Origin of the sequence: Microlunatus antarcticus (assembly GCF_014193425.1) — a bacterium.
GTDB classification, from domain to species: Bacteria; Actinomycetota; Actinomycetes; order Propionibacteriales; family Propionibacteriaceae; genus Microlunatus; species Microlunatus antarcticus.
Genome location: NZ_JACHZG010000001.1, coordinates 1,858,716 through 1,882,926 on the forward strand (window position 1 = coordinate 1,858,716; position 24,211 = coordinate 1,882,926).

A 24,211-nucleotide genomic window follows, 5' to 3' on the forward strand; every position below is an offset into this window, starting at 1 on the left:
CCGCCACCTCAGAGCCGAGGAGCACCCCATGAGCAGCAGCAGCGACAGCCCGTACGAGGACCCGGCCCGGGGTGACGGGGGCTCGGGAGGGGTCGGGGTGGCGGAACGGGGGGCCGAGCACCACTGGTTCCAGGTGCCGACCAAGGAGGTCGGACCGAAGTTCGTCGGCGGGCTCGTCTTCGCGCAGCTGATCTTCTTCATCGCCCTGCTCGGTCCCGCGATCGTCGGCATCAGCCTCAAGGTGCAGAAGACCATCCCGCTCGAGCAGCAGACGACGGCCGTAGGCATCATCGGCGGCTTCGGCGCGCTGGCCGCCACGCTGGGCAACGTCGTCTTCGGGCGGCTCTCGGACCGGACCACCTCGCGCTTCGGCCGGCGCCGGCCCTGGCTCGTCGCCGGCACGACCGTGATGACGCTCGCCTTCGTCGTGATGGCTCTCGGGCAGAACGTCACCGTGATCACGCTCGGCTGGTGCCTCGCCCAGCTGGGCGCGAACGCCACGTTGGCCCCGTTCGTCGCCACGATCTCCGACCAGGTGCCGAAGTTCCAGCGGGGGAGCGTCGCCGCGCTGCTCGGCATCGCCCAGAACGTCGGCATCCTGGGCGGCACCTACCTCGCCCAGCTGCTCCAGAACCACCTCGTGGTCCTGTTCGTCGTGCCGTCGATCTTCGCCATCGGCGCGATGATCCTGTTCGCGGTGATCCTGCCCGACCAGCGGCTGCGCGTGAAGCCGGGGGCGATGACGCCCTCGGAATGGATCACCACGCTGTGGCTGAACCCCCTGAAGCACCCCGACTTCGCCCTCGCCTGGTGGTCGCGCTTCCTCATCACGCTCGCCACGTTCATGTTCACGACGTTCCGGCTCTTCTACCTGCGCGACAAGCTCGGCCTGGCGGAGAGCGCCGCGCCGGCGGCGGTCACGGTCGGGGTCCTGATCTACACCATCGCGCTCGTCGTGTCGGGCTACGTCGCGGGCAAGATCTCCGACCGGACCGGCAGGCGGAAGTTCCTGGTCGCGGGCTCCACGCTGCTCTTCGGCGTCGGCATCGTGCTGCTGGCGCACGTCAGCACGCTGGCCGGCTTCTACGTCGTCGAGGGGATCCTGGGCGTCGCGTACGGCATCTACGTCGGGGTCGACCTCGCGCTGGTCGTCGACGTCCTGCCCAACCCGGACGACGCGGGCAAGGACCTCGGCGTGTTCAACATGGCCAACGCCCTGCCGCAGAGCGCGGCCCCGGCCATCGGGGCGCTGCTGCTCTCGATCGGAGCCGTGGGGGCCGACAAGAACTACACGCTGCTGCTCTACTCGGCCGGGGTGGCGGCCCTGATCGGCGCCCTGGTCGTGCTGCCGATCAAGAAGGTGAAGTGAGCGACCTCGACGTCGACCGCCTGCTGACCGAGCTGACCCTGCAGGAGAAGGCCTCGCTGACCAGCGGCTCCGACTTCTGGCACACCACCGGGGTCGAACGGCTCGGCATCCCGCGGATCATGGTCTCGGACGGCCCGCACGGCCTCCGGGCCCAGCCGGAGGAGGGCGACCACCTCGGGCTCGGCGGGTCGCTGCCCGCGACCTGCTTCCCGACGGCCTCGGCGATCGCCTCGGCCTGGGACCCGGAGCTGCTCGGCCGGATCGGCGCGGCGCTGGCCCAGGAGGCCCGCGCCTGCAACCTGTCGGTGATCCTCGGCCCGGGCATCAACATCAAGCGCTCACCGCTGTGCGGTCGCAACTTCGAGTACTTCTCGGAGGACCCGTACCTCACCGGGGAGCTCGCGGTCGGCCTCGTCGACGGCATCCAGGCGCACGGCGTCGGCACCTCGCTGAAGCACTACGCGGCCAACAACCAGGAGACCGACCGGCTGCGGGTGGACGCCCGGGTCGACGAGCGCACGCTGCGCGAGATCTACCTGCCCGCCTTCGAACGGGTCGTCACGGCGTCGCAGCCGTGGACGGTGATGTGCGCCTACAACAAGGTGAACGGGCTGTCCGCGTCGGAGAACCCGTGGCTGCTGACCACGGTCCTGCGCGACGACTTCGGCTTCGAGGGCCTGGTCGTGTCGGACTGGGGCGCGGTCTACCACCGCGTGCCCGCGCTGGTCGCCGGGACCGACCTCGAGATGCCGCCGGCGCTGCCGCACAGCCCGGACGCGGTGGTCGCGGCCGTGCAGTCGGGCGAGCTCGACGTCGCGGTGCTCGACGCGCGCGTGCGTACGGTGCTCGAGCTCGCCGCCAAGGGGCGGCACGTGCTCGACCTCGACGAGTCCTTCGACGTCGACGCGCACCACACCCTGGCGCGGGAGGCGGCGGCGCGGTCGGTCGTGCTGCTCACCAACGACGGCATCCTGCCGCTCGCGCCGGACACCTCGATCGCCGTCGTCGGCGAGCTCGCCCGCACCCCGCGCTACCAGGGGGCGGGCTCGTCGCAGGTGAACCCCACCCGCGTCGACGTCATCCTCGACGAGCTCACGGCCCGCTTCGGGGACGTGCCGTTCGCGGCCGGCTACGGGGTGGGCGACACGGGCGAGGACGAGGCGCTGCGCGCCGAGGCCGAACGGGTCGCGACGCAGGCCAGCACGGTGGTCGTGGTCCTCGGGCTGCCGGCCGCCGACGAGTCGGAGGGCTTCGACCGGACCCACCTGGACCTGCCGGCCAACCAGCTGGCCACGCTCGCGGCGGTCGCCGCGGTCAACGCCGACGTCGTCGTGGTGCTGGCCAACGGCTCGACCGTCGTGCTGGGCGACGTCGTGCCGCACGCACGGGCCCTGGTCGAGGCGTGGCTGGGCGGCCAGGCCGCCGGGGGCGGGATCGTGGACGTCCTCACCGGGGCGGTGAACCCGTCGGGCAAGCTCGCCGAGACGGTCCCGCACCGGCTCGAGGACAGCTCGTCCTACCTGGGCTTCCCCGGCGACTCGCAGGTCGTGCGCTACGGAGAGGGGCTCTTCGTCGGCTACCGGGGCTACGACGCCTCCCACCTCGAGGTCGCGTTCCCGTTCGGCTTCGGGCTGTCGTACACGACCTTCGCGCTCTCCGACCTGACGGTGGCGACCCACGGGTCGGTCGCCGACGGGTCGCTGGGGGCGACGGTGACCGTCACCGTGCGCAACACCGGGTCCGTGACCGGGGCCGAGGTCGTGCAGGTGTACGTCGAGGACCCCGGGTCGAGCGTCACGCGCCCGGTGCGGGAGCTCGGCGGGTTCGCCCGCGTCGAGCTGGCCCCCGGCGCCTCGCAGCAGGTGTCGGTCGAGCTCGGCCAGCGGGCGTTCTCCTTCTGGTCGGAGCTGAACGGGCGGTGGGCCGTCGAGGCGGGCGACTTCACGCTGGCCGTGGGGTCGAGCTCCCGCGACCTGCCGCTGCGCCAGACCGTGCACGTGGACGCGCCGAGCCTGGCCCGCCCGCTCGCCCGCGACTCGACCCTGCACGAGTGGATGGCCGACCCGCGCGGCCGCGCGCTGCTCGAGCGCGAGATCAGCGCCGGTCAGCCCGGCGCGGTGCTCGAGCCGGAGCTCCTCAGCGTCATCGGGACGATGCCGATGAGCACGCTGGCGAACTTCGGCGGGATGAGCCTGTCGCAGGACCGCCTGGACGAGGTCACGGAGGAGTGGCGCCGGGGGGCCGATGCTCCTGCATAATTCGGAGCCCCATGAGAACGCGCACCCACGTCCCCGACGCCGCTGAGCCCCGTCCGACGATCGTCTACGACTCGTTCGCCGGCCGCTACAGCGACAGCCCACGCGCGCTCCACACGTGGCTCACGCCGCGCGTGGACGCCGACCACGTGTGGCTCGTGGACCCCGCGCACCGGGCCGGGTTCCCGTCGGGGGTCGCGACCGTGCCGTACGGGTCCGCGGAGTCCGTCGCCGCGCTCGAGGCGGCCGACCTCGTCGTGGGCAACACCCACATCGAGATCAGCTGGACCAAGCGACCGGGCTCGACCTACCTCCAGCTCTGGCACGGCACGCCGCTGAAGACCGTGCACCGCGACGTCCGGTGGGCGCCGCCCGGCCGCCTGGACTGGCTGGAGGAGGACGTCGCGCGCTGGGACCACCTGCTCTCCCCGAGCCCGGCGAGCACGCCCCGGCTGCGCAGCGCGTTCCGCTGGGGCGGGTCGGTCCTCGAGCTCGGCTATCCCCGCAACGACGTGCTGCAGCGCCCCGTGGTGGACGAGGTCCGCGCCCGCACCCGGGCGTCGCTCGGCCTGGCCGACGACGAGACCGTCGTGCTCTACGCGCCGACCTTCCGCGACCGGATGTTCGACGACCGCTCCACCCCGCTGCACCTCGCCCTGGACCTGGAGCGGCTTGTCGCCGACCTCGGCCCCGGGGTGCGGGTGCTGACCCGGGTGCACTACTTCATGACCGACCGCCTCGTGCGGGTCGAGGTGCCCGGCGTGCTCGACGTCTCCTGGCACCCCGACATCGCCGAGCTCTACGCGGCCGCCGACGTGCTGGTGACCGACTACTCGTCGTCGATGTTCGACTTCGCGGTCACGGGCAAGCCGCTGATCTTCTACACCTACGACCTCGAGACCTACCGTGACGTCGACCGCGGCTTCTACTTCGAGCTCGAGCCCGTGGCGCCCGGACCGGTCGTCCGCACCCAGGAGGCGCTGACCGCCGCCCTGACCGACCTGCCCGGCGTCCGGCGGGCGTACGCGACGGCCTACCGGGAGTTCCGCCGCACCTACTGCGCCCTCGACGACGGCCACGCCACCCGGCGGGTCGGCCGCTTCGTCAAGGGTCAGCTGCTCGCCCAGCGGGACGAGGCCCTGGCGGGTCTCTGACGCCGAGGCGTCCGCCGTTCAGGGTTGTCGGTGCGAGCGCCTACCGTGTCGCGGGTGGTGAGCGCGGTCGGGATCGGCGACGTGCGTGCGCTGCTGACCGACGGCACGTTCGACGTGGGCACGCGGCATCGGGGGCTGGCGTACGCGCGCGGGGGCCGGGTCAGCCACCTCGAGCAGGACTGGGCCGACGGCTCCCTCTTCGCCTCCGCCCTCGTGAGGGGCAGCGAGACCTACCGGACCACGCTGATGATCGAGCCCGGCGGCCCGGACGGGCTGCGCGTCCGCACCGGCTGCAGCTGCCCGGTCGGTGACGCCTGCAAGCACGCGTACGCCCTCGTCTCGGCGCTGACCTCGGCGGCCGCGGGGGTGGGCGAGGGTCGGCGCCCGGACTGGCGGACGGTGCTCGACGGGGTGCTCGACGAGGCGGCGGGCGCGGCCACCGCTCCCGTCCCGGACGTCGTGCTGGGGGTGGAGCTCGTCCTGCCCAAGCCGCCGCCCCGGTCGCGCTGGGGCCCCGCGGAGGCACCGTTCCGCGTGTGGGTCCGCGCCGTGCGCAAGGGGAAGAACGGGCGCTGGGTCCGGCGCGGGGTGGAGTGGTCGCGGATCGGGACCGACCCGTACGGCTCGGCCTGGGTGCGGACGCCCGAGGTCGCGGACGGCGACCCCGCCGACCTCGAGGCCCTCGCGGACCTGAAGAACGCCCTGCTGGGGCGCCGCGGCTACCTGGCGACGTCCTCCGACGCCATCGACCTGCACGCCGCCGGGCCCGGGCTCTGGCGGGCCCTGGAGCGCGTGGTCGCGCGCGGGCTGCCGCTGGTCGTGCCGGGCGGTGCCGACGTCCGGCTCGTCGACGCCGCGACCCTCGGGGTGGACGTACGGCGCCCGTCCGCCAAGAGCGGGGAGGCCGGGGAGGTCGAGGTCAGCGTCGGCGTGACCGCGGACGGCGTGCGCTACGCCGCCGAGGACGTCGCGCTGGTGGGGGAGCCACCCCACGGCGTGGTGCTGCGGCGGCGCCCGACCGACGACCCGGCGACGACCACCTCGCTGGTGCTCGCCCCGCTCGCCGGCCCGGTGCCGCCGTCGGTCCGCTCCTGGCTCGACACCGGCCTCGACCTCCGCGTGGGCGCCGAGGCGCTGCCGGAGCTCGTGGGGGAGTACCTGCCCGCCCTCGCGTCGACCGTCGAGGTCACGTCCCGCGACGGGTCGGTGGACATCCCCGGCCCCGCCGTCGTCACCCTGCGCGGCGACGTGACCTGGAGCGAGGACGGCCGCGTCGAGCTCGGCTGGCGCTGGCTCTACCGCCGCGGCGACCAGGCCCAGCAGTTCCCGCTCGACGGCCAGGACGGTCCCCGCGGCTGGCGCGACCGCGGGGCGGAGGCCGCCCTGGTGGACCGGCTCGGCTGGGACCCCGAGCTCGACGCGCTGCTCGGCCTGCGGCTGCGCGGCCCCGGCACGCTGACGGCGAGCGTCAGTCTGCGCGACGTCGAGGCCATGCGGTTCGCGGAACGTGACCTGCCGCGCCTCCAGGCCCACCCGGAGCTGGAGGTCGTCACCAACGGCTCGCCGCCCGCGTTCCGCGAGGTCACCGGGCTCCCGCAGGTCCAGTTCCACCCGCGCGGTGCGGCGATGCGCCACGACCAGACCGACTGGCTCGACCTCGAGGTGCTGGTGTCCGTCGAGGACGACGAGCTGGGCACCGTGTGGCTCGGGCTGCCGACGGTGCTGAAGGCGCTGGCCACCGGCCAGACGGTCGTCATGCTGCGCAAGGGCGCGTACGTGAACCTCGACCGGCCCGAGCTCGACCGCCTGGCGCGGCTCGTGCAGGAGGCGCGGACGTTCACCGACCGGCGGTCCGCGCGGCGCCGGACGGAGGAGCCGGACGACGACGCCGAGGCCGAGCTCGCGGCGGGTCTTGGGGCGGACAGCGACGTGATCCGACTCAGCCGGCAGGCCCACGGCCTGCTCGCGGACGTCCACGAGATCGGGGCGACCGAGGGTCAGCTGAGCGAGTGGGCCGCCGCCTCGGCCGCGCTGCGCGGGCTGGCCGAGGAGGGCGCGGAGCTCCCGGTCGAGCCCCTGCCCGTCGACCTGCGGGCCACGCTGCGGCCGTACCAGCACGAGGGCTACCAGTGGCTGAGCTTCCTGCGTCGCCAGCGGCTCGGCGGGATCCTGGCCGACGACATGGGCCTGGGCAAGACCGTGCAGACGCTGGCGATGATCGCCCGAGCGCGCGAGGAGCAGGAGGAGCGTGAGGACGGGACCGCGCGGCGACCGTTCCTGGTCGTCGTCCCGTCCAGCGTGGTCGCGACGTGGCGCTCCGAGGCGGGACGCTTCACCCCCGGCCTCCGCCTGGCCACCGTCACCGGTGCGACGGCGCGGCGGGGCTGGTCGCTCTCCCGCCTGCTGGACCCGCCCGACCCCGACGAGCAGGTCGACGTCGTCGTGACGACGTACACGCTGCTGCGTCTCGAGGCGGCCGACTACGCCGCCGTGCGGTGGGCCGGGCTGGTCCTCGACGAGGCGCAGGCGGTGAAGAACCACCGCAGCAAGACCTGGTCGGCCCTGCGCGACGTCGAGGCCGACTGCCGCTTCGCCATCACGGGCACGCCGCTGGAGAACAACCTGATGGAGCTGTGGTCGATCCTGTCGCTCACCGCTCCCGGCATGTTCCCGTACGCGGAGTCGTTCCGGACCACGGTCGCCCAGCCGATCGAGCAGCAGGCCGACCCGCAGGCGCTGCCCGCCCTGCTGAAGCGGATCCGGCCCGTCGTGCTGCGCCGGACGAAGGAGCTGGTGGCCGGCGACCTGCCACCCAAGCAGGTCCAGGTGGTCGAGGTCGAGCTGTCCCAGCAGCACCGCGTGCTCTACGACACCCACCTCGCCCGCGAGCGCCAACGGCTGCTCAAGCTGCTCGACGACGACGAGGGCGTCGAGCACAACCGCATCACGATCCTCGCCTCGCTCACGCGGCTGCGGCAGCTCGCGCTCGACCCCGCGCTCGTGGACCCGGTCCACTCCGACGTCGGCTCGGCCAAGATCGACGAGCTGCTCGACCGCCTCGAGGAGCTGGCTGCAGAGGGCCACCGGGCGCTGGTGTTCAGCCAGTTCACCCGGTTCCTGGGGCGGATCCGGGCCCGCCTCGACGCGGCCGGGATCCCGTACGCGTACCTCGACGGGAGGACGCGCAACCGGGCCGAGGTGGTCGACGGGTTCCGGCAGGGCACGGCACCCGTGTTCCTCATCAGCCTCAAGGCCGGCGGCGTCGGGCTCAACCTCACCGAGGCCGACTACGTCTTCGTCCTCGACCCCTGGTGGAACCCGGCGGTCGAGGCCCAGGCGATCGACCGGACGCACCGGATCGGCCAGACCCGGCCCGTCATGGTCTACCGCCTGGTGGCCGCCGACACCGTGGAGCAGAAGGTCGTCGCGCTGTCGGCACGCAAGGCGGAGCTGTTCGCGAGCGTGCTCGACGGCGAGGTCGAGCTCGGCGCCGCCCTGACGGCCCGGGACATCGCGGCGCTGGTCGGCTGACGCGGCTCATCCGCGGGTCGTCGCAGATCGGCGCGGATCCGACCGGGCAGACGCGGTCGGATCCGCACCGTTCAGCGGGTGGGGAGCTCGATCAGGCAGGGTCCGTCCTCCGACGGCGTGACCGACGCCGTCAGCCGGTCTCCGTCGCGCCGGACCTCGGCCGAGCCGTTGAGGACGCGGACGTCGGCGAGGTCGACCTCGGCCGTCACCTCCAGCGGAACCGTCCCGGCGGCGTCGACCACGGCCACGAGGTGGCCCGGCGTGCCCAGCCACCGCACCCACGGCTCGTCCGACGGGCGCGCCACGTCCGGCTCGACCGGCGTCGACGCGCGCAGCACGGGGGCGGCCGCGTCCATCCAGCGGCCCAGGCCCTCGAGCGCGCGTCGCTGGAACTCGGGGATGACACCCTCGGCCGTCGGTCCGACGTTGAGCAGCAGCCGTCCGCCGCGGGCGACGATGTCGGTCAGGTAGCGCGTGAGGGCCCGCCCGTCCATCGCCCGGCTCTCGTCCTCCGCGGTGTTGTGGCCGAAGGAGAAGCCGATGCCCCGGTTGTTCTCCCACGGCTCAGCGCCCTCGACGTGGCGGTTGTGCTCGTACTCGCTCGTGACGAAGTCGTGGTGGGTGTCGCCCCAGCGGTCGTTGACCACGCCGTCCGGCACGGCCGCGTAGTAGTCCGCGAACAACCGGTGCAGCGACTCCGGGCCGCCGCGCTTGGCGAAGTCGGGCCACTCGATGTCGTTCCACAGCACGCTGGGGGAGTAGCGCCGCACGAGGTCGGCCACGTGGGAGAAGGCGTAGAGGCTGTACGCGGCGTCCCGGGGGCGCAGGTCCTGCACCTCGGCGAACGTGGTCTGCGGCGGGAGGTCGGTCACGGACCAGTCCAGCCCGCCGGAGTAGTAGACGCCGAAGCGGAGCCCCTCGGCCCGGACCGCGTCCGCGATCTCGGCGAGCAGGTCGCGCCGCGGTCCGCGGTGGACCGTGTTCCGCGCGCCGGTGCCCGGCGCGTCCCAGAGCGCGACGCCGTCGTGGTGCTTGCTCGTGGGGATGACGTACTCCGCCCCCGCCCGGGCGAACAGCCGCGCCCAGCCGGGCGGGTCGAACTCGCTCGCCGTCCAGGCGTCGAGGAAGTCGTCGTACGGGGCGTCGCCGTGGACCTCGCGGTGGTGCTGCGCCGCCGGGCTGCCCGGGATGCGGATCGTGTTGAGGTACCACTCCGCGTACGCGTTGTGCGTGAACCAGACGTCCTCGGGAACCGCCCCCAGGGCGCCGCTCGGCTCGGCCCAGGCGGGGACGGAGTAGGGACCCCAGTGGACGAAGATGCCGAGCTTGGCTTTGGCGTACCAGTCGGGCAGCGGGCGGGCGAGCGAGGCCCACAGCTCCGGGGAGTCGGTCTGCTCAGGCGTCGAGAGGACGGGCGCGGGGGACAACGGTGGCTCCTACAGGTCGAGGGCGAACGCGGCGACGATCGCCTCGGCGAGCTGGGGCTCCTGGTCGTCGCGCAGGTAGCCGAGGAGCCGCCCGACGTCGTCGCGGTGCACGGTGTTGATGTCGTCGCAGTTGACCACGCTCGGGTGGTCGATCCCGTTCGCGGGGCCGACGGGCACCTCGACCGACAGGCCTCGGACCGTGGAGGTGATCGGCGCGATGCTCACCCACGCACGGCAGTCGAGGACCTCGGGCCGCGTGAGCAGGACGGCGGGCCTCGGCTTGTCGAGGGTGACGACGTGGATGGGCCTCAACGGGCGAGGTCGGCCTGGTGGGCGAGCCGGCGGCGTGCCGCTGCCTCGTGGAAGCCTTCGAGCTCGTGGTCCTCACCTGCGCGGGCGTAGATCAGGGCGTCCTGCGCCGCGCGTTCCCGGCGGATCTCCCGGCGGACCAGCTTGTCCAGCGCGGCGGCCCGGGAGGCGACCGCACCTCCGGCCACCTGCTGGTCGATGAACGCCGCTGCCTCGTCCGAGAGTCGTACGGTCATCTGAGTCGACATACCGCGAGCATACCCAGGTGGTATCGCGGCGACGGTCCGCAGAGAGGAGACGCGGCTCGCCCGGAGGTCGTGCGTCAGACTCAGGCGTGGTCGGCGACGTCGGCGAGAACGCGACCCCGCTCCGGCGGGATCGGTGCCCGAGGCTCCCTCGGGTGGCAGCAGGTCAACCCCGCAGCAGGTCGGCAGGTGCGCGACTGCGCTCCGCGCAGGTCGGCACCCGCTCGTGCAGGACTGGTCGTCCGGCGTCGCCGCCACACCCTCGCGGACGGCCGCGGAGGACCCGGCCGGGCAGGACTGCGCTGTGAGCCACCGCCCCGACGAGGGCCTCGCACGCGGCCTCGCCTGGGCGTTCCTCGCCGCAGATAGGTGGACCGCGCCCGCGCTCGTCGACGCGGCCGGGACCGCGCTCGGGCACCGCTACCGCTGGATGTCCGCACTGGTGCGGCAGGTGCTCGAGAACCACCGGTTCGCGCCGACCGACCGGCCGTACGAGCTGAGCCGCTTCCTGCTCGGGCGGACGGCGCTGGTCGAGCACGCCGAGCGGGCCGCGCAACGGGGCCGGGCGCTGCGGGTCGTGCGGATCTCGACCGTAGCCGGGGTGATGGGCGAACGCCGCTGGCCCGTGCCCGAGGTCCCCGACCTGCCGGCGCTGGCCGACCTCCTCGAGCTCCCGCTCGAGCAGCTCGACTGGGTGGTCGACGCCCGCGGTCTGTCTCGGCGGACCCCGGACGGGCCGTTCCACCTCCACCGGCACCGCTGGGTCGAGCGCCCGGGCGCCGTGCCCCGCCTGCTCGAGTCACCCACCCCGCTCCTGCGCGCCGTCCTGCGGCGGGTGCTCGACCGCGTCCTCGTCTGGGTGCCGGTGCACCCGGCCGCGCACGGCTTCGTCCGCGGCCGCAGCGCCGTCACGCACGCCCGGACCCACGTGGGCGCGGCGTCGGTCGTCTGCCTCGACCTGCGGTCGTTCTTCACCTCGATCACGGTCGGGCGCGTCAACGGCCTGTTCCGCGGCCTCGGCTACCCGGAGGCCGTCGCGTGGGCCCTGGCCTGCCTGTGCACGCACCAGACACCGGTCGCGGTGCTCGGCCGGATGCCGCCCGGCGGGTCCGAGGCCGCCCGGGCGTGGCTGCGGTCCAGCCTTCGGGCCCGGCACCTCCCGCAGGGCGCTCCGACGTCACCCGCCCTGGCGAACCTGGCCTGCTTCACCCTTGACCGGCGCCTGGCCGGGCTGGCGGCGACGGCCGGGCTGACGTACAGCCGGTACGCCGACGACCTCACGTTCTCCGGACCGCGGGGGAGCGCCCACCGCCTCGTCGCGTCGGTGGGGTCGATCGTGCGCGACGAGGGCTTCGACCTCAACCCGGCGAAGACGCGGGTGCGGGGGACGGGGGAGCGTCAGGAGGTCACGGGGCTGGTCGTGAACGAGCGGCTCAACGTCACCCGCGCCTACCACGACCAGCTGCGAGCCGTCCTGCACGACGCCACCCGGAACGGTCCGTCCGCAGCCAACCGGGCCGACCACCCCGACTTCCGCTCCCACCTCGAGGGCCGCGTCGGGTGGGTCGAGTCGGTGAACCCGGTCCGCGGCCGGCGTCTGCGGGCCCAGCTCGACGCGATCGTCTGGCCCGGCTGAGCTCGTGCGCCGCCTCAGCCCGTGCGGGTCTCCGTGAGGTCGAGCTGGTCGAACCACGCGTAGAACTCGTCCTGGGCGGCGCTCATCGCCGCGTTCCCACGGTCGATGTCCTCGTCGCTCAGCGGGCGCCGACACAGGTGCGCCACGTACAGGGTGTCGAGGGGGTTCCACTCCAGCAGGTACTCGTCGAGGGTCACCACCACCTCGGCCAGGTGGTCGGCGCACACGGTCTGCTCGTGGCCGACGCTGATGGTCGACGTGTGGACGGCGGACAGGCTGAAGGCGGGCTCGTTGTCGCAGTCGGACAGGCAGCAGCGGGCGGTGTCGGACACAGGTTCTCCTGGGGCTCGTCCCCGAGCCGGACCAGGTTATCGACCAGCCCGGGTCAGCCGCCGGTCTTTCGACGAGGTGCCGACGAGCGCGAGCCCGGCGAGGCACCCGGACAACAAAAAACCCCCTGTGACCAGGGGGTTCCTCGTGGGCGATACTGGGATCGAACCAGTGACCTCTTCCGTGTCAGGGAAGCGCGCTACCGCTGCGCCAATCGCCCGAGGTGGAGACGGGATTTGAACCCGTGTACACGGATTTGCAGTCCGTTGCCTCGCCTCTCGGCCACTCCACCGGGGAACTACTTCTCCCCAACGGGGTGGGCGAGACTCGCTCCGAGCGGACGACGGGATTCGAACCCGCGACCCTCACCTTGGCAAGGTGATGCTCTACCAACTGAGCCACGTCCGCGTTGCGACCTCCCCGGTTGCCCGGTGGGGTGCGAGAAAGGACTCTAGCCGGACCCGAGCCGGGAAAACAAACGCATCCGGCCCTGCGGCGCGCCCCGTGAGAGCGGCGGTCCGGCCCGTCCCCCGGCACCTAGGCTGTCGCGGTGCTGGACGAGACGGACGTGGACGCGGGCCCGAGCACCTCTCCGGTGATCTGGATCGACGGCACCCTGCACACCGACGCCCGGGAGGCGCGGATCGGGGCGACCGACCACGGTCTCGTCGTCGGCGACGGCGTCTTCGAGGCCCTGAAGGTCACGCCGGCCGGACCGTTCGCCGTCCGCCGCCACCTGGACCGGCTCGAGCGCTCGGCCGCGGCGATGGGGCTGCCCACCCCCGACCGCGGCACCGTCCTGGCCGGGATCGACGCGGTCCTGGCCGACCGTCGGTTCGCCCAGGGCAAGGTCCGCATCACGTACACCGGGGGCGACGGCCCGCTCGGGTCGCAGGCCGCGTACGGCTCCCCGACGCTCGTCGTGGCGTCGGCCGCCACGACCGTGCCGCCGGCCAGCACCGACGTCGTCACCGCGCCCTGGCGGCGCAACGAGCACGGTGCCCTGACCGGCGTGAAGTCGACCTCGTACGGCGAGAACGTGCGGGGGCTGGCGTACGCCACCGCCCTCGACTGCGGCGAGACGATCTTCCTCAACACGGCCGGGAACGTCTGCGAGGGCACGGGCACGAACGTCTTCTGCGTCTTCGGCGACGAGGTCGTCACGCCGCCGCTCAGCGCGGGGCCGCTGGCCGGCGTGACTCGTGACCTGCTCCTGGAGTGGACGCCCGTCGTCGAGCGGGACCTGACGCTGGAGGAGGCGCTGAGTGCGGACGAGGTCTTCCTGACGTCGTCGCTGCGCGACGTCCAGCTGGTCGAGCGCTGGGACGGCCACGCCTTCACCGGTCTCGGCGCCAGGACGGCCCGGCTGGTGGCGCTGTTCGCTGCTCGGTCGGGTGCGGACCTCGACCCCTGATCGTCGGGTAAGGTGGCGTCCGCCCTGCGGGGCTCGGGGCGATTGGCGCAGTGGTAGCGCGCTTCGTTCACACCGAAGAGGTCACTGGTTCGAACCCAGTATCGCCCACCCCGATCTCCACACCCGGTCCTGCGGACCCGGTCCGACAGCCCCCTCAGGGCCTTCGCGAACGCGGCAGACGAGCCACGACGTACGCGTACGAGTCGTCAATGAGCTCGGCCAGGTCGTCGTCAGACATCGTGCCGTCGACGCGGAAGCTGTTCCAGCCGGCCCGGGCCAGGTAGGGCATCGGCGTCGCGGAGCCCGGGAACCGCTCCAGCGCGAGGTCGGCGGACTCGCGGTCCCCGCACTTCAGCCCGATCGTCGTCGGGACGTCCCCGGGTTGCTGGAGGGAGCCGAGGAACGCGAAGATCTTCGGCCCGACCTTGACCACGACCGTGTCGTGCCACGGCTCGTCGCGCCACGCGCCCGGCTTGCCCAGGCAGTACGCGAGCCAGCCGGAACCCATGCGTCCGAGCCTCCCACCGCGCGCCGGGACCGAAACCGTCAGGGGCCGACCGGTCCCGGGGAATAGTCTGGGCGGCGCGTCGCGGGCTCCCGCGACCGTCTCCAGGAGGTCAGAACCACTGTGCCCGACACCCCGTCCCCGTCCGCGCCCAGCGACGACCAGGCGAGCGGCACGACCACGGGCCTGACCCTCTTCGGCGACGACAAGCGTGTCGTCGCGGTCCGCGTGGACGACGAGCTCCGCGACCTCAGCCGCCCGGTGCCCGACGGCGCGGACGTCGAGCCGGTCCTGATCGACAGCCCCGACGGCCTCGCGATCCTGCGGCACTCGGCCGCGCACGTCGCCGCGCAGGCCGTTCAGCAGCTGCACCCCGAGGCGAAGCTGGGCATCGGACCGCCGATCACCGACGGCTTCTACTACGACTTCGACCTGGCCGAGCCCTTTACGCCCGAGGCGCTGCGCGAGGTCGAGAAGGTCATGCAGCGCATCGTCAAGGAGCGTCAGCGGTTCCGCCGCCGCGAGGTCAGCGACGAGGAGGCGGTCGCCGAGCTCGCCGACGAGCCGTTCAAGCTCGAGCTGATCGCCGACAAGGGCTCCGCGGGCGACACGATCGTGCACGTCGGCGACGGGGACGGCTCCGGCGACGCGTCGTCGGTCGAGGTCGGCGCCGGCCAGCTGACGATCTACGACAACCTCAAGCGCGACGACTCGGTGGCCTGGTTCGACCTGTGCCGGGGCCCGCACGTCCCGCACACCGGCTACATCCCCGCCTTCTCGATCACCCGCAGCTCCGCGGCCTACTGGCGCGGCGACCAGGCCAACCAGCAGCTGCAGCGCGTGTACGGGACCGCGTGGACGAGCCGTGACGAGCTCAAGGCGTACGAGTTCCGGCTCGCGGAGGCCGCGCGTCGCGACCACCGCAAGCTCGGCGCCGAGCTCGACCTGTTCTCGTTCCCCGACGAGCTGGGCTCCGGCCTGCCCGTGTTCCACCCCAAGGGCGGGGTGATCAAGCGGGAGATGGAGGACTACGTCCGCCGCCGGCACATCGAGGAGGGCTTCGACTACGTCGGCACCCCGCACATCAGCAAGGAGGGGCTCTTCCACACCTCCGGGCACCTGCCGTACTACAAGGACACGATGTTCCCGCCGATGGAGCTCGAGGGGTCGAGCTACTACCTCAAGGCGATGAACTGCCCGATGCACAACCTGATCTTCCGCGGCCGCGGGCGGTCCTACCGCGAGCTGCCGCTGCGCTTCTTCGAGTTCGGCAGCGTCTACCGCTACGAGCGGTCGGGCGTCGTGCACGGGCTGACCCGGGTGCGGGGGCTGACGCAGGACGACTCGCACTCGTACGTGACCCCGGAGCAGGCGCCGGGGGAGATCAAGCACCTGCTCGACTTCGTGCTCGGGCTGCTGCGCGACTTCGGCCTCGACGACTACTACCTCGAGCTCTCCACCCGTGGTGACTCGGACAAGTTCATCGGCTCCGACGAGGAGTGGGCGGCCGCGACCGCGGTGCTCGAGGAGGTCGCGCTGGCCTCCGGCGTCGCCCTCGTCCCCGACCCGGGCGGTGCGGCCTTCTACGGCCCGAAGATCTCGGTCCAGGCCCGCGACGCGATCGGGCGCACCTGGCAGATGTCGACCATCCAGCTCGACTTCAACCAGCCCGCGCGGTTCGGTCTGGAGTACCAGGCCGCCGACGGCACCCGCCAGCAGCCGGTGATGATCCACTCGGCCAAGTTCGGGTCGATCGAGCGCTTCATCGGCGTCCTCGTCGAGCACTACGCGGGCGCGTTCCCGCCCTGGCTGTCGCCCGTCCAGGTCGTCGGCATCCCGGTGGCGGGGGAGTACGTGCCCTACCTCGTCGAGGTGGCCGACCGGCTGCGCACCGCCGGGATCCGGGTCGAGGTCGACGACAGCGACGACCGCATGCAGAAGAAGATCCGCAACGCGCAGAAGGAGAAGGTCCCCTTCATGCTCATCGCGGGGGCCGACGACGTGGCGGCCGGTGCGGTGTCGTTCCGCTACCGCGACGGCACGCAGAAGAACGGCGTGCCGGTGGAGGAGGCGATCCGCGAGATCGCCGACGCCGTCGCCGCGCGCGTCCAGGTCTGAGGCGGGGGACCGTGCCAGACGAGGTGGAGGTCGTGGTCGAGCCATCGGGCCAGAGGCCGGGTGACCCCGACGGGTTCGAGCGGCTCTGGACGCCGCACCGGATGGTCTACATCGGCGGGCAGGACAAGCCGGCGACGCCGGACGCCGCGGACTGCCCGTTCTGCACGCTCCCGAAGCGCTCCCCGGAGCGGGACCGCGAGTCGCTGATCGTGCACCGCGACGAGGTCGCGTACGTCGTGCTGAACCTCTACCCGTACTCGCCGGGGCACCTGCTGGTGTGCCCCTACCGTCACGTCGCCGACTACACCGACCTGACCGAGGCCGAGACGCACGCCGTCGCGCGGCTGACGCAGCAGTGCATGCGCGTCGTGCGCGAGGCGAGCGCACCGCACGGCTTCAACCTGGGCCTCAACCAGGGGGCGGTCGCCGGGGCCGGCATCGCCGCGCACCTGCACCAGCACGTCGTCCCGCGCTGGGCCGGGGACGCGAACTTCCTCCCCGTGATCGGCCAGACCAAGGCCCTCCCGCAGCTCCTCGACCAGACCTGGCAGGTCGTCACCGACGCGTGGGCGCGGCTCTCCGCCCCCGAGACGGCGCCCGTCGCCGCGCCCGGGGAGGCCTGATGCTGGAACGGTTCCGGGCGCTCTCGCACCTCGTGCTCGGACCGGTCGCGCGCTGGCTGATCCGGCACGGGGTCTCGCCGGACGTCGTGACCGTCGCCGGCACGGCCGGCGTCGTGCTGGGTGCGCTGATCTGCTTCCCGCAGGGCTGGCTGTGGCAGGGCGTGCTGATCGTCACCGTGTTCGTCGTCTCGGACATGATCGACGGGCTCATGGCCAAGACGACCGGGACCGCCTCGCCCTGGGGTGCGTTCCTCGACTCGACGTCGGACCGGCTCGGCGACGCGGCGGTCTTCGGCGGCATCCTGCTGTTCTTCGCCTACCGCCAGGACTCCACGCTCTGGGCCGCGGTCGCGCTCGCCGGGCTCGTGTTCGGGCAGTGGACGTCGTACGTGAAGGCGCGGGCCGAGAGCCTGGGCTTCACCTGCGGCGGCGGGCTGGCCGCCCGCGCCGACCGGCTGGTCATCGTGCTCGTCGGCGCGTTCCTCGCCGGGCTCGGGGTGCCGTACGTCCTCGAGGCCGCCATGGCGCTGCTCGCCGTCACCAGCATGATCACCGTCTTCCAGCGCATCGAGCAGGTCCGGCGCCAGGCGAAGGGACCGCGCGGCGCGCAGGACTCCCACGGGCCGGGCGCTGCGCATGGTCAGCCTGTCTAGGGCCGGGCTCGTCCGGGCGGCGTACCGGGTCGGCTGGCGCTACGGCGGCGCCCTGCCGGAGCCGGTCGTCCGCGCCGCGGCCGCGGTGGCCGCGCGGGTGGTGGTCGCCCGCGACGGGGTGCACGTCCGTCGGCTGCGCGAGAACCTGACCGTCCTGACCGGCCGTCCCGCCGACGCGGCGCTGCTGCGGGCCGGCATCGCCTCGTACGTGCGGACGTTCTGGGAGGTGCTGGCCCTGCCCCGGTGGGAGCGGGCCGACGTGCTCGCCCGGGTGGAGCTGGTGGACGAGGCGGTGCTGCGCGAGGCCCACGCCACGACCGGCGTGGTCGCCGCGCTGCCGCACAGCGGCAACTGGGACCTGGCCGGTGCCTGGGCCTGCCTGACCGGCATGCCGGTGACGAGCGTGGCCGAGCAGCTGGGGTCGGCCGAGTTCGCGGCGTTCCTCGCCTTCCGGGAGGGCCTGGGCATGGAGATCCTGTCGCACCGCGCCCCGGCCCTGGTCGACACGCTGGTCGAGCACGTCGACCGCGGGCGCCTGGTCTGCCTGATGGCCGACCGGAACTTCAGCGGCCGCGGCGTCGAGGTCGACTTCGCGGGCCGGCGCGTGACCTTTCCGGTCGGACCGGCCGTGGTGGCCCGGCGCAGCGGCGCGGCGCTCGTGCCCGTCGTGACCAGCTACGGCGGGCAGCCGCTGCGACGCGGGTCCCGCCTGCGGCTGGTCGTCGGCCCGGTCGTGCCCACCCAGGCCGGCGACGACGGGCTCGTCGCGATGGTGCAGGGCTGCGCGGACTTCTTCACCTCCGTCCTCCGTGAGCACCCCGAGGACTGGCACCTCCTGCAGCCGTTCTTCGACCTGCCCGCCCGGAAGGCGGCGGCCGCGTGAGCACCCGTCACCCGGGCGTCCTGCGTCGTCCGCTCCGGGTCGGCCTGGTCTGCCCCTACGCCCTCGACGTGCCCGGCGGAGTCCAGAACCAGGTCCTCGGGCTGGCGGCGTTCCTGCGCGGCGCGGGCCACGACGTCCGCGTCCTGGCGCCCGGCGGGCTGCCCGACGACGCGTACGGGCTCGAGCCGGCGCGCTTCACCTCGGCGGGGGCGCCGCTGGCCGTCCGCTACAACGGCTCGGTCGCGCCCGTGGCCCTCGGGCCGCTGGCCGCAGCGAGGAGCCGCCGGTGGGTCGCGGCCCACGCCGTCGACCTGCTCCACGTGCACGAGCCGCTGGTGCCGAGCGCGTCGCTGCCGGCGCTCACCGCGGCCCGCGCGCCCGTGGTGGCGACGTTCCACACGGCCACGCCCCGTTCCCGGGCCCTGCGGATCGCCGGGTCGGCGCTGTCCGGTGCGGTCGACCGCATCGACGCCGGCATCGCCGTCTCCCCGACCGCCCGCGAGGTCGTGGTCGGCCACCTCGGCCGCGACGCGGTCGTCGTCCCGAACGGCCTCGACGTGGACGCGTACGGGTCGTCGCCGACCGGGTCCCCGTCGAGCGTCCGCCCGACCGGTGCCCCGCCCCGCCTGCTGTTCCTCGGCCGCGGGGGCGAGCGGCGCAAGGGCCTCGACGTGCTGCTGGCCGCGCTGCCCGCGCTCCGGCGGGCGCACCCGGACCTCGAGGTCCTCGTGGCCGGTCCCGGTCCCGGCGCGCTGCCCGCGGGGTGCCGCAACCTGGGCCTCGTGGACGAGAACACCAAGCGCGCGCTGCTGCGGACGGCGGACGTGTTCGTGGCGCCGCACACGGCGCGCGAGAGCTTCGGCATCGTCCTGCTGGAGGCGATGGCCTCCGGCGTCCCGGTGGTGGCCTCGGACCTCCCGCCCTTCGTCGACCTGCTCGGCGGGGCGGCCGACCCGGCGGGGCAGGTCTTCCGGCGCGGCGACCCCGCGGGTCTCGCGGCGGCCGTCACCGCCGCCCTGGCCGAGGGCCGCGGGTCCCGCACGGAGCGGGCGCGGGCCCTGGCGCAGCGCTACGACTGGTCGGTCGTGGGGCCCGAGGTGCTCGGCGTCTACGCCGACGTGCTCACCGAACGTTCCGCGGAGGGGGCCTCGTGACGGTGACGAAGCCGGCTCCGCACCGTGCCGTGGACGCGAGCATGGACCTGCTCAACCAGATCCTGCGCGAGCCGGTCGACCCCGACTACGCCCGGGTGGCCGCCCGGCGACCCCCCGGTACGCGGCGGCCGCGGTCGCACTGGTGGCTGGCGCTCGTGCTCGTGCTGGCCGGGACGCTCTTCGCGATCGGCGCGCTGCAGACCAACCGCGCCCGGCCGGTGCAGGAGACCGAGCGGGCCGAGCTCGTCGAACGGATCCAGGCCGCCGAGGTGGACCAGGACGCGCTGCGGGGCCAGGTCGAGGAGCTCGACGGCCAGATCGACCGGCTGCGGACGAGCGCGTTGGGCAGCGACGGCACGAGCAAGGCGCTGGAGGCGCAGATCGACCGGCTCGGCCCGGCCGTCGGCCTGGCCGCGGTCACCGGCCCCGGCGTCGTGGTCGTGGTCGACGACGCCCCGACGACCAGCGGCGACGCCCGGGACCAGGTGCTCGACCTCGACCTGCAGGTCCTCGCCAACGGGCTCTGGGCCTCGGGGGCGGAGGCCGTCTCGATCAACGGCCACCGCTTGTCGGCGCTGACGGCGATCCGGGGCGCCGGGGACGCGATCACCGTCGACTACCGCTCGCTCACGCGCCCGTACCGGATCGAGGCCGTCGGCGACCCGCGTACGCTGCAGGCCCGGCTCGCCGAGTCGGCCGCCGGCGCCTGGTGGAACGACCTCGCCCAGAACCGCGACATGACCTACCAGACCTCCGACGCCTCCCGGCTCGTGCTCGACTCCGACCCCGGGATCACGCTGCGCTACGCCAAGGTGGTGGACCGGTGATCCCGCTCGTCGGCCTCGTCGTCGGCATCGTGCTCGGTCTGCTGCTGCAGCCGACGCTGCCGCTCGGCCTGCAGCCCTATCTCCCGATCGCCATCGTCGCGGCGCTCGACGCGCTCTTCGGCGCATTCCGCGCCTACCTCGAGGGCACGTTCACCGACCGGGTGTTCGTGGTCTCGTTCATCTCCAACGTCTTGATCGCCGCGCTCATCGTGTGGGTCGGGGACCAGATCGGCGTCGGGTCTCAGCTGTCCACCGGCGTCGTCGTCGTCCTGGGCATCCGCATCTTCACCAACGTCGCCGCGATCCGGCGGGTGCTGTTCCATGCGTGAACGCCGTCCGCCCGGGCGTCGCGTCGGCTCGCGACGGCTCGCCGCGCTGGCCCGCAGCCGCGACCGGATCGCGGGCGACGAGCCGGACCGTTCCGGGACGGACCCCTCCAGAGCGGGGGACCGGGACGACGCGGCCGGTCCGCGCCCGGGCGTGTGGCGTCGGATCGGGCGAGCCGCCCTGCGCCCCGGCCGGAGCCAGGTGGCCGCGGCCGTCGTGCTCTGCCTGCTCGGCATGGCCGGCGTCGTGCAGATCCGCGCGAACGACGCGGGCGACACCTACAGCAACGCCCGCCGCGAGGACCTCGTCCAGATCCTCGACGGGCTCGGGGTGGAGTCGCGTCGGCTCGAGTCGGAGGTGGCCGAGCTCCAGGGCACCAAGGCCCGGCTCGAGTCCGGCGCCGACAGCCAGCGGGTGGCCCGCGACGACGCCCAGCAGCGGGTGGACGAGCTGGCCATCCTGGCCGGCACCGCCCCGGCGCGCGGCTCGGGCATCCGCATGCGGATCAGCGACCCGCAGGGCAAGGTCGGGGCCGACGTGGTGCTGGACGCGGTCGAGGAGATGCGCGACGCTGGGGCCGAGGTGATCGACGTCAACGGGCAGGCCCGGGTCGTCGCGTCGACGTGGTTCGGCGACGACGGCAGCACCCTCGTCGTCGACGGGATCTCCGTCACCCGCCCGCTCACGATCTCGGTCATCGGCGACCCGCACAGCCTCGAGGAGGCCGCCCGGTTCCGGGGCGGCATCGTCTCCGAGATCACCGGTCCGAAGATCGGGGGCGACGTGCAGATCGACCAGAGCGACGACGTCGTGGTGACGTCCTTGCACGCGCCGCCCGCCTCTCAGTACGCTCGGCCCGCAAGCTCGGGTCCCACCCCGCGCTGATCCCAGCGACCTCGGTCCGCACCGGGGTCGGGTCCGCCGTGGGACAACCCCCATCTCTCGCCAGCTCAGGAGCCCCGTCGCGTGCCCGACTACCCCGAAGACCTCAAGTACTCCGTCGACCACGAGTGGGTCCGGCAGGGCAACGAGCTCACCGTCCGCGTGGGCGTGACCGCGTACGCGACCGAGCAGCTCGGCGACATCGTCTACGTCTCCCTGCCGGCGGTGGGCGACAGCGTCGACTCCGGTGACGCCTGCGGCGAGCTCGAGTCGACCAAGAGCGTGTCCGACGTCCTCAGCCCTGTCGCCGGCACGGTCAGCGCGATCAACCCGCTGCTCGAGGGCAGCCCGGAGACCGTCAACGGCGACCCGTACGGCGACGGCTGGCTCTTCGAGCTCGAGATCGACAAGGACACCGACCTCGACGACCTGCTCGACGCGGACGCGTACGCCGAGTCCGTGGCCTCGTGAGCGGGGCGACGGTCGAACGGGCTTAAACTCTCGATCACGTCTCGAGTCTTCGAGACCCAGCGAAAAGCGAGCGCGATGCCCTTCTGCACCAACTGCGGTCACGACAACCCGGACGGGGCGAACTTCTGCGCCCAGTGCGGTGCGCCGCTGACCGCTGCGCCGCCGCAGCCGACCACGTCCCGGCCGTCCTCGGGCGACACCACCCGGACCATCCCCGCGGTCGTCGACGAGCCGACCGGGGACCTGAGCGCCGTCGACGAGGCGGCCGTGCACGCGCTGCCCCAGGGCTCGGCGCTGCTCATCGTGCAGCGCGGGCCCAACGCGGGCAGCCGCTTCCTGCTCGACCACGACGAGACCGTCGCCGGGCGCCACGTGGACTCCGACATCTTCCTCGACGACATCTCCGTGTCGCGGCGCCACGTGGAGTTCCGCCGCACGGTCGACGGGGTGCGGGTCAAGGACCTCGGCAGCCTGAACGGGACCTACGTCAACCGCGAGCTCGTCGACGAGGCGCTGCTGGCGCCCGAGGACGAGGTCCAGATCGGCAAGTTCCGGCTCGTGTACTACGCCAGCGCCAAGGACGCGGACCGGTGAGGCGGCGGTGACGGCGGCCCCCGAGCCGCGCCGGCCGGGCAGCGGGCGCGAGGTCACCCGCAGCATCGGCCAGGTCCTCACCGCGCTGACCCAGGAGTTCCCCGACGTCTCGATCTCCAAGATCCGCTTCCTGGAGTCGGAGGGGCTGATCACCCCGCAGCGTGCGCCGTCGGGCTACCGCCGCTACGCCGAGCACGACGTCGAGCGCCTCCGCTACGTGCTGTCCGTGCAGCGGGAGCATTACCTGCCGCTCAAGGTGATCCGCGAGCACCTCGAGATGATGGACCGCGGCCAGACGCCGCCCGAACCCAAGACCCTGGAGTCAGGGTCGACGGCGACCAGCACCACCAGCGCGCCGGTCGCCCCGACCCCGACCGCACCGCCCGCGGCCCCCAAGAAGGCGCTGCGCCTCTCGCGCCAGGACCTGCTCGAGGCCAGCGGGCTGAGCGAGGCCGGGCTGGTCGAGCTCGAGCGCACCGGCATCGTCGTGCCCCGCCGGGGCGGCAGCTTCTACGGCCGCGACGCCCTCACGCTGGCCATCGCGGCCCGGCGGCTGGGGGAGTACGGCATCGACGGCCGGCACCTGCGGGCCTTCAAGATGTCGGCCGACCGCGAGGTTGGCCTCGTCGAGCAGGCGATCGCGCCGTACGTGCGTCGCGCAGGCGGCAACACCGACGTCTCGGGCGAGGTCACCCAGCTCGTCATCAGCTTCCACGCCGCCCTGGTCCGCACCGCGATGGAGCGCTGAGCGCTCCACCCTCTGCGGAAAGTGGTCGGTCCGGGCTCCTGGGAGCGCTTGGACGGCCTTCGGAGCGACCACTCGCGTCAGAAGTCGGCGTCCCTCCGCGGTCCGGACGAGCGGACGTAGGGTGAGTGACATGCGCGAACTCGATGTGGTCGGCGTGCGGGTCGAGATGCCGTCCAACGCACCGATGGTGCTGCTGCGCGAGGTGGGCGGGAGCAGGTTCCTGCCGATCTGGATCGGGGCGAACGAGGCCTCGGCGATCGCCAACGCCCAGGAGGGCGTCGTGCCGCCCCGGCCCCTCACCCACGACCTCATGGTCGACGTGCTCGCCGGGCTCCAGCACAAGCTGACGGCGGTGCGCATCACCGAGCTCGAGGGCGGCACGTTCTACGCCGTGCTGGTGATCGACGAGACCGAGATCAGCGCCCGGCCCTCCGACGCGATCGCCCTGGCGCTCCGGGTCGGCTCGGACATCTTCTGCGCCGAGGACGTCCTCGACGTGGCCGGGATCGAGATGCCGGAGGCCGAGGAGGACGAGGTGGAGAAGTTCCGCGAGTTCCTCGACAACGTCGACCCGGACGACTTCGTGACCGGCGAGGAGCCGAAGGCCTGACCCGCTCGGGCACCCTCGACCCGCTCTCGAGACTTGAGGTCGGTCGGGTGCGACGACGGCGTGTCGGTCGCCTCGGCGGCGGCCCGGGCCTAGGTTTCCGGAAGTACCACCGCGGAATTACACGGTCGTACGCAGCCCGACCCGTA

23 protein-coding genes and 4 tRNA genes are annotated in these 24,211 nt (G+C 73.3%); 19 read left to right on the forward strand and 8 right to left on the reverse strand.

Going from position 1 to position 24,211, the window contains the following annotated elements:
* The first annotated feature begins 28 nt into the window (after window positions 1-28).
* The 4 genes from FHX39_RS08560 to FHX39_RS08575 are packed head-to-tail and all read left to right on the forward strand — an operon-like array spanning window position 29 to window position 8,309.
* Window positions 29-1,369, forward strand: a complete 1,341-nt coding sequence (locus FHX39_RS08560; RefSeq protein WP_183337655.1) for an MFS transporter — start codon at window positions 29-31, stop codon at window positions 1,367-1,369.
* On the forward strand, window positions 1,366-3,627 hold the full coding sequence (locus tag FHX39_RS08565) for a beta-glucosidase family protein (protein WP_183337656.1): 2,262 nt from the start codon (window positions 1,366-1,368) through the stop codon (window positions 3,625-3,627). The genes FHX39_RS08560 and FHX39_RS08565 overlap by 4 nt, the downstream gene beginning before the upstream one ends.
* Before the next feature lie 11 nt (window positions 3,628-3,638).
* Window positions 3,639-4,778, forward strand: coding sequence for a CDP-glycerol glycerophosphotransferase family protein (locus tag FHX39_RS08570; protein WP_183337657.1), 1,140 nt, complete (start codon window positions 3,639-3,641; stop codon window positions 4,776-4,778).
* Between the two features lie 54 nt (window positions 4,779-4,832).
* On the forward strand, window positions 4,833-8,309 hold the full coding sequence (locus FHX39_RS08575; RefSeq protein ID WP_183337658.1) for a DEAD/DEAH box helicase: 3,477 nt from the start codon (window positions 4,833-4,835) through the stop codon (window positions 8,307-8,309).
* 71 nt (window positions 8,310-8,380) lie between these two features.
* On the opposite strand, the gene FHX39_RS08580 is transcribed toward FHX39_RS08575, so the two are convergent.
* From FHX39_RS08580 to FHX39_RS08590, 3 genes are read right to left on the reverse strand one after another with little or no spacing between them, the layout of a single operon-like run.
* Window positions 8,381-9,736, reverse strand: coding sequence for an alpha-L-fucosidase (locus tag FHX39_RS08580; RefSeq protein WP_183337659.1), 1,356 nt, complete (start codon window positions 9,734-9,736; stop codon window positions 8,381-8,383).
* A gap of 9 nt (window positions 9,737-9,745) precedes the next feature.
* Entirely contained in the window at window positions 9,746-10,048 is a 303-nt protein-coding gene (locus FHX39_RS08585) for a type II toxin-antitoxin system PemK/MazF family toxin (RefSeq protein ID WP_183337660.1), read from the reverse strand.
* Window positions 10,045-10,293 (reverse strand): antitoxin, encoded by a 249-nt coding sequence (locus tag FHX39_RS08590; protein WP_183337661.1) that lies wholly within the window; start codon window positions 10,291-10,293, stop codon window positions 10,045-10,047. Before FHX39_RS08590 ends, FHX39_RS08585 begins: the two co-directional genes overlap by 4 nt.
* Window positions 10,294-10,594: 301 nt before the next feature.
* On the opposite strand from FHX39_RS08590, the gene FHX39_RS08595 reads away from it, so the two are divergent.
* On the forward strand, window positions 10,595-11,926 hold the full coding sequence (locus FHX39_RS08595) for a reverse transcriptase family protein (protein WP_183337662.1): 1,332 nt from the start codon (window positions 10,595-10,597) through the stop codon (window positions 11,924-11,926).
* Between the two features lie 14 nt (window positions 11,927-11,940).
* Here the strand turns inward: FHX39_RS08595 and FHX39_RS08600 are convergent, their stop codons facing one another.
* The 4 genes from FHX39_RS08600 to FHX39_RS08615 form a co-directional block, all read right to left on the reverse strand.
* Complete coding sequence (locus FHX39_RS08600) at window positions 11,941-12,258, reverse strand: hypothetical protein (protein ID WP_183337663.1); 318 nt, start codon at window positions 12,256-12,258, stop codon at window positions 11,941-11,943.
* A 146-nt stretch (window positions 12,259-12,404) separates the two neighbouring features.
* A tRNA-Val gene (locus FHX39_RS08605) sits at window positions 12,405-12,476 on the reverse strand.
* 1 nt (window position 12,477) lies between these two features.
* A tRNA-Cys gene (locus FHX39_RS08610) sits at window positions 12,478-12,548 on the reverse strand.
* Between the two features lie 43 nt (window positions 12,549-12,591).
* Window positions 12,592-12,664 (reverse strand) — tRNA-Gly (locus FHX39_RS08615).
* Window positions 12,665-12,806: 142 nt separating this feature from the next.
* Here FHX39_RS08615 and FHX39_RS08620 point away from each other — a divergent pair.
* Together FHX39_RS08620 and FHX39_RS08625 are read left to right on the forward strand one after the other, a co-directional pair.
* Complete coding sequence (locus FHX39_RS08620; protein WP_332836744.1) at window positions 12,807-13,670, forward strand: aminotransferase class IV; 864 nt, start codon at window positions 12,807-12,809, stop codon at window positions 13,668-13,670.
* Window positions 13,671-13,706: 36 nt separating this feature from the next.
* Window positions 13,707-13,778, forward strand: a tRNA-Val gene (locus FHX39_RS08625).
* A gap of 46 nt (window positions 13,779-13,824) precedes the next feature.
* On the opposite strand, the gene FHX39_RS08630 is transcribed toward FHX39_RS08625, so the two are convergent.
* Window positions 13,825-14,178 (reverse strand): MmcQ/YjbR family DNA-binding protein, encoded by a 354-nt coding sequence (locus tag FHX39_RS08630; protein ID WP_183337664.1) that lies wholly within the window; start codon window positions 14,176-14,178, stop codon window positions 13,825-13,827.
* 120 nt (window positions 14,179-14,298) lie between these two features.
* Here FHX39_RS08630 and thrS point away from each other — a divergent pair, with 120 nt between their 5' ends.
* The 12 genes from thrS (at window position 14,299) to FHX39_RS08690 (ending at window position 24,065) form a co-directional block, all read left to right on the forward strand.
* Complete coding sequence (thrS, locus tag FHX39_RS08635; protein ID WP_183337665.1) at window positions 14,299-16,293, forward strand: threonine--tRNA ligase; 1,995 nt, start codon at window positions 14,299-14,301, stop codon at window positions 16,291-16,293.
* Window positions 16,294-16,304: 11 nt separating this feature from the next.
* A complete protein-coding gene (locus FHX39_RS08640; protein ID WP_332836745.1) occupies window positions 16,305-16,916 on the forward strand; it encodes an HIT family protein in 612 nt (203 codons plus the stop codon).
* The gene (gene pgsA / locus FHX39_RS08645; protein WP_183337666.1) at window positions 16,916-17,569 is read left to right on the forward strand and encodes a phosphatidylinositol phosphate synthase; all 654 of its coding nucleotides are present in this window, start codon (window positions 16,916-16,918) and stop codon (window positions 17,567-17,569) included. The genes FHX39_RS08640 and pgsA overlap by 1 nt, the downstream gene beginning before the upstream one ends.
* Window positions 17,553-18,452 carry a phosphatidylinositol mannoside acyltransferase gene (locus tag FHX39_RS08650; RefSeq protein WP_183337667.1) on the forward strand — a complete coding sequence of 300 codons (900 nt, stop codon included), beginning with the start codon at window positions 17,553-17,555 and terminating at the stop codon, window positions 18,450-18,452. The genes pgsA and FHX39_RS08650 overlap by 17 nt, the downstream gene beginning before the upstream one ends.
* On the forward strand, window positions 18,449-19,606 hold the full coding sequence (locus FHX39_RS08655; RefSeq protein ID WP_183337668.1) for a glycosyltransferase family 4 protein: 1,158 nt from the start codon (window positions 18,449-18,451) through the stop codon (window positions 19,604-19,606). The genes FHX39_RS08650 and FHX39_RS08655 overlap by 4 nt, the downstream gene beginning before the upstream one ends.
* On the forward strand, window positions 19,603-20,433 hold the full coding sequence (locus FHX39_RS08660) for a DUF881 domain-containing protein (RefSeq protein ID WP_183337669.1): 831 nt from the start codon (window positions 19,603-19,605) through the stop codon (window positions 20,431-20,433). Before FHX39_RS08655 ends, FHX39_RS08660 begins: the two co-directional genes overlap by 4 nt.
* The gene (locus FHX39_RS08665) at window positions 20,430-20,762 is read left to right on the forward strand and encodes a small basic family protein (RefSeq protein WP_183337670.1); all 333 of its coding nucleotides are present in this window, start codon (window positions 20,430-20,432) and stop codon (window positions 20,760-20,762) included. The genes FHX39_RS08660 and FHX39_RS08665 overlap by 4 nt, the downstream gene beginning before the upstream one ends.
* Window positions 20,755-21,645, forward strand: coding sequence for a DUF881 domain-containing protein (locus FHX39_RS08670; protein WP_183337671.1), 891 nt, complete (start codon window positions 20,755-20,757; stop codon window positions 21,643-21,645). The genes FHX39_RS08665 and FHX39_RS08670 overlap by 8 nt, the downstream gene beginning before the upstream one ends.
* An 81-nt stretch (window positions 21,646-21,726) precedes the next feature.
* Window positions 21,727-22,113: a glycine cleavage system protein GcvH gene (gene gcvH / locus FHX39_RS08675; protein WP_183337672.1), complete on the forward strand. Its 387-nt coding sequence runs from the start codon at window positions 21,727-21,729 to the stop codon at window positions 22,111-22,113.
* A 75-nt stretch (window positions 22,114-22,188) separates the two neighbouring features.
* Window positions 22,189-22,707 carry an FHA domain-containing protein gene (locus tag FHX39_RS08680; protein WP_183337673.1) on the forward strand — a complete coding sequence of 173 codons (519 nt, stop codon included), beginning with the start codon at window positions 22,189-22,191 and terminating at the stop codon, window positions 22,705-22,707.
* Window positions 22,708-22,714: 7 nt separating this feature from the next.
* Window positions 22,715-23,455 carry a transcriptional regulator FtsR gene (gene ftsR / locus FHX39_RS08685; protein WP_183337674.1) on the forward strand — a complete coding sequence of 247 codons (741 nt, stop codon included), beginning with the start codon at window positions 22,715-22,717 and terminating at the stop codon, window positions 23,453-23,455.
* Window positions 23,456-23,585: 130 nt separating this feature from the next.
* Window positions 23,586-24,065, forward strand: coding sequence for a bifunctional nuclease family protein (locus FHX39_RS08690; RefSeq protein WP_183337675.1), 480 nt, complete (start codon window positions 23,586-23,588; stop codon window positions 24,063-24,065).
* Window positions 24,066-24,211: the final 146 nt, after the last annotated feature.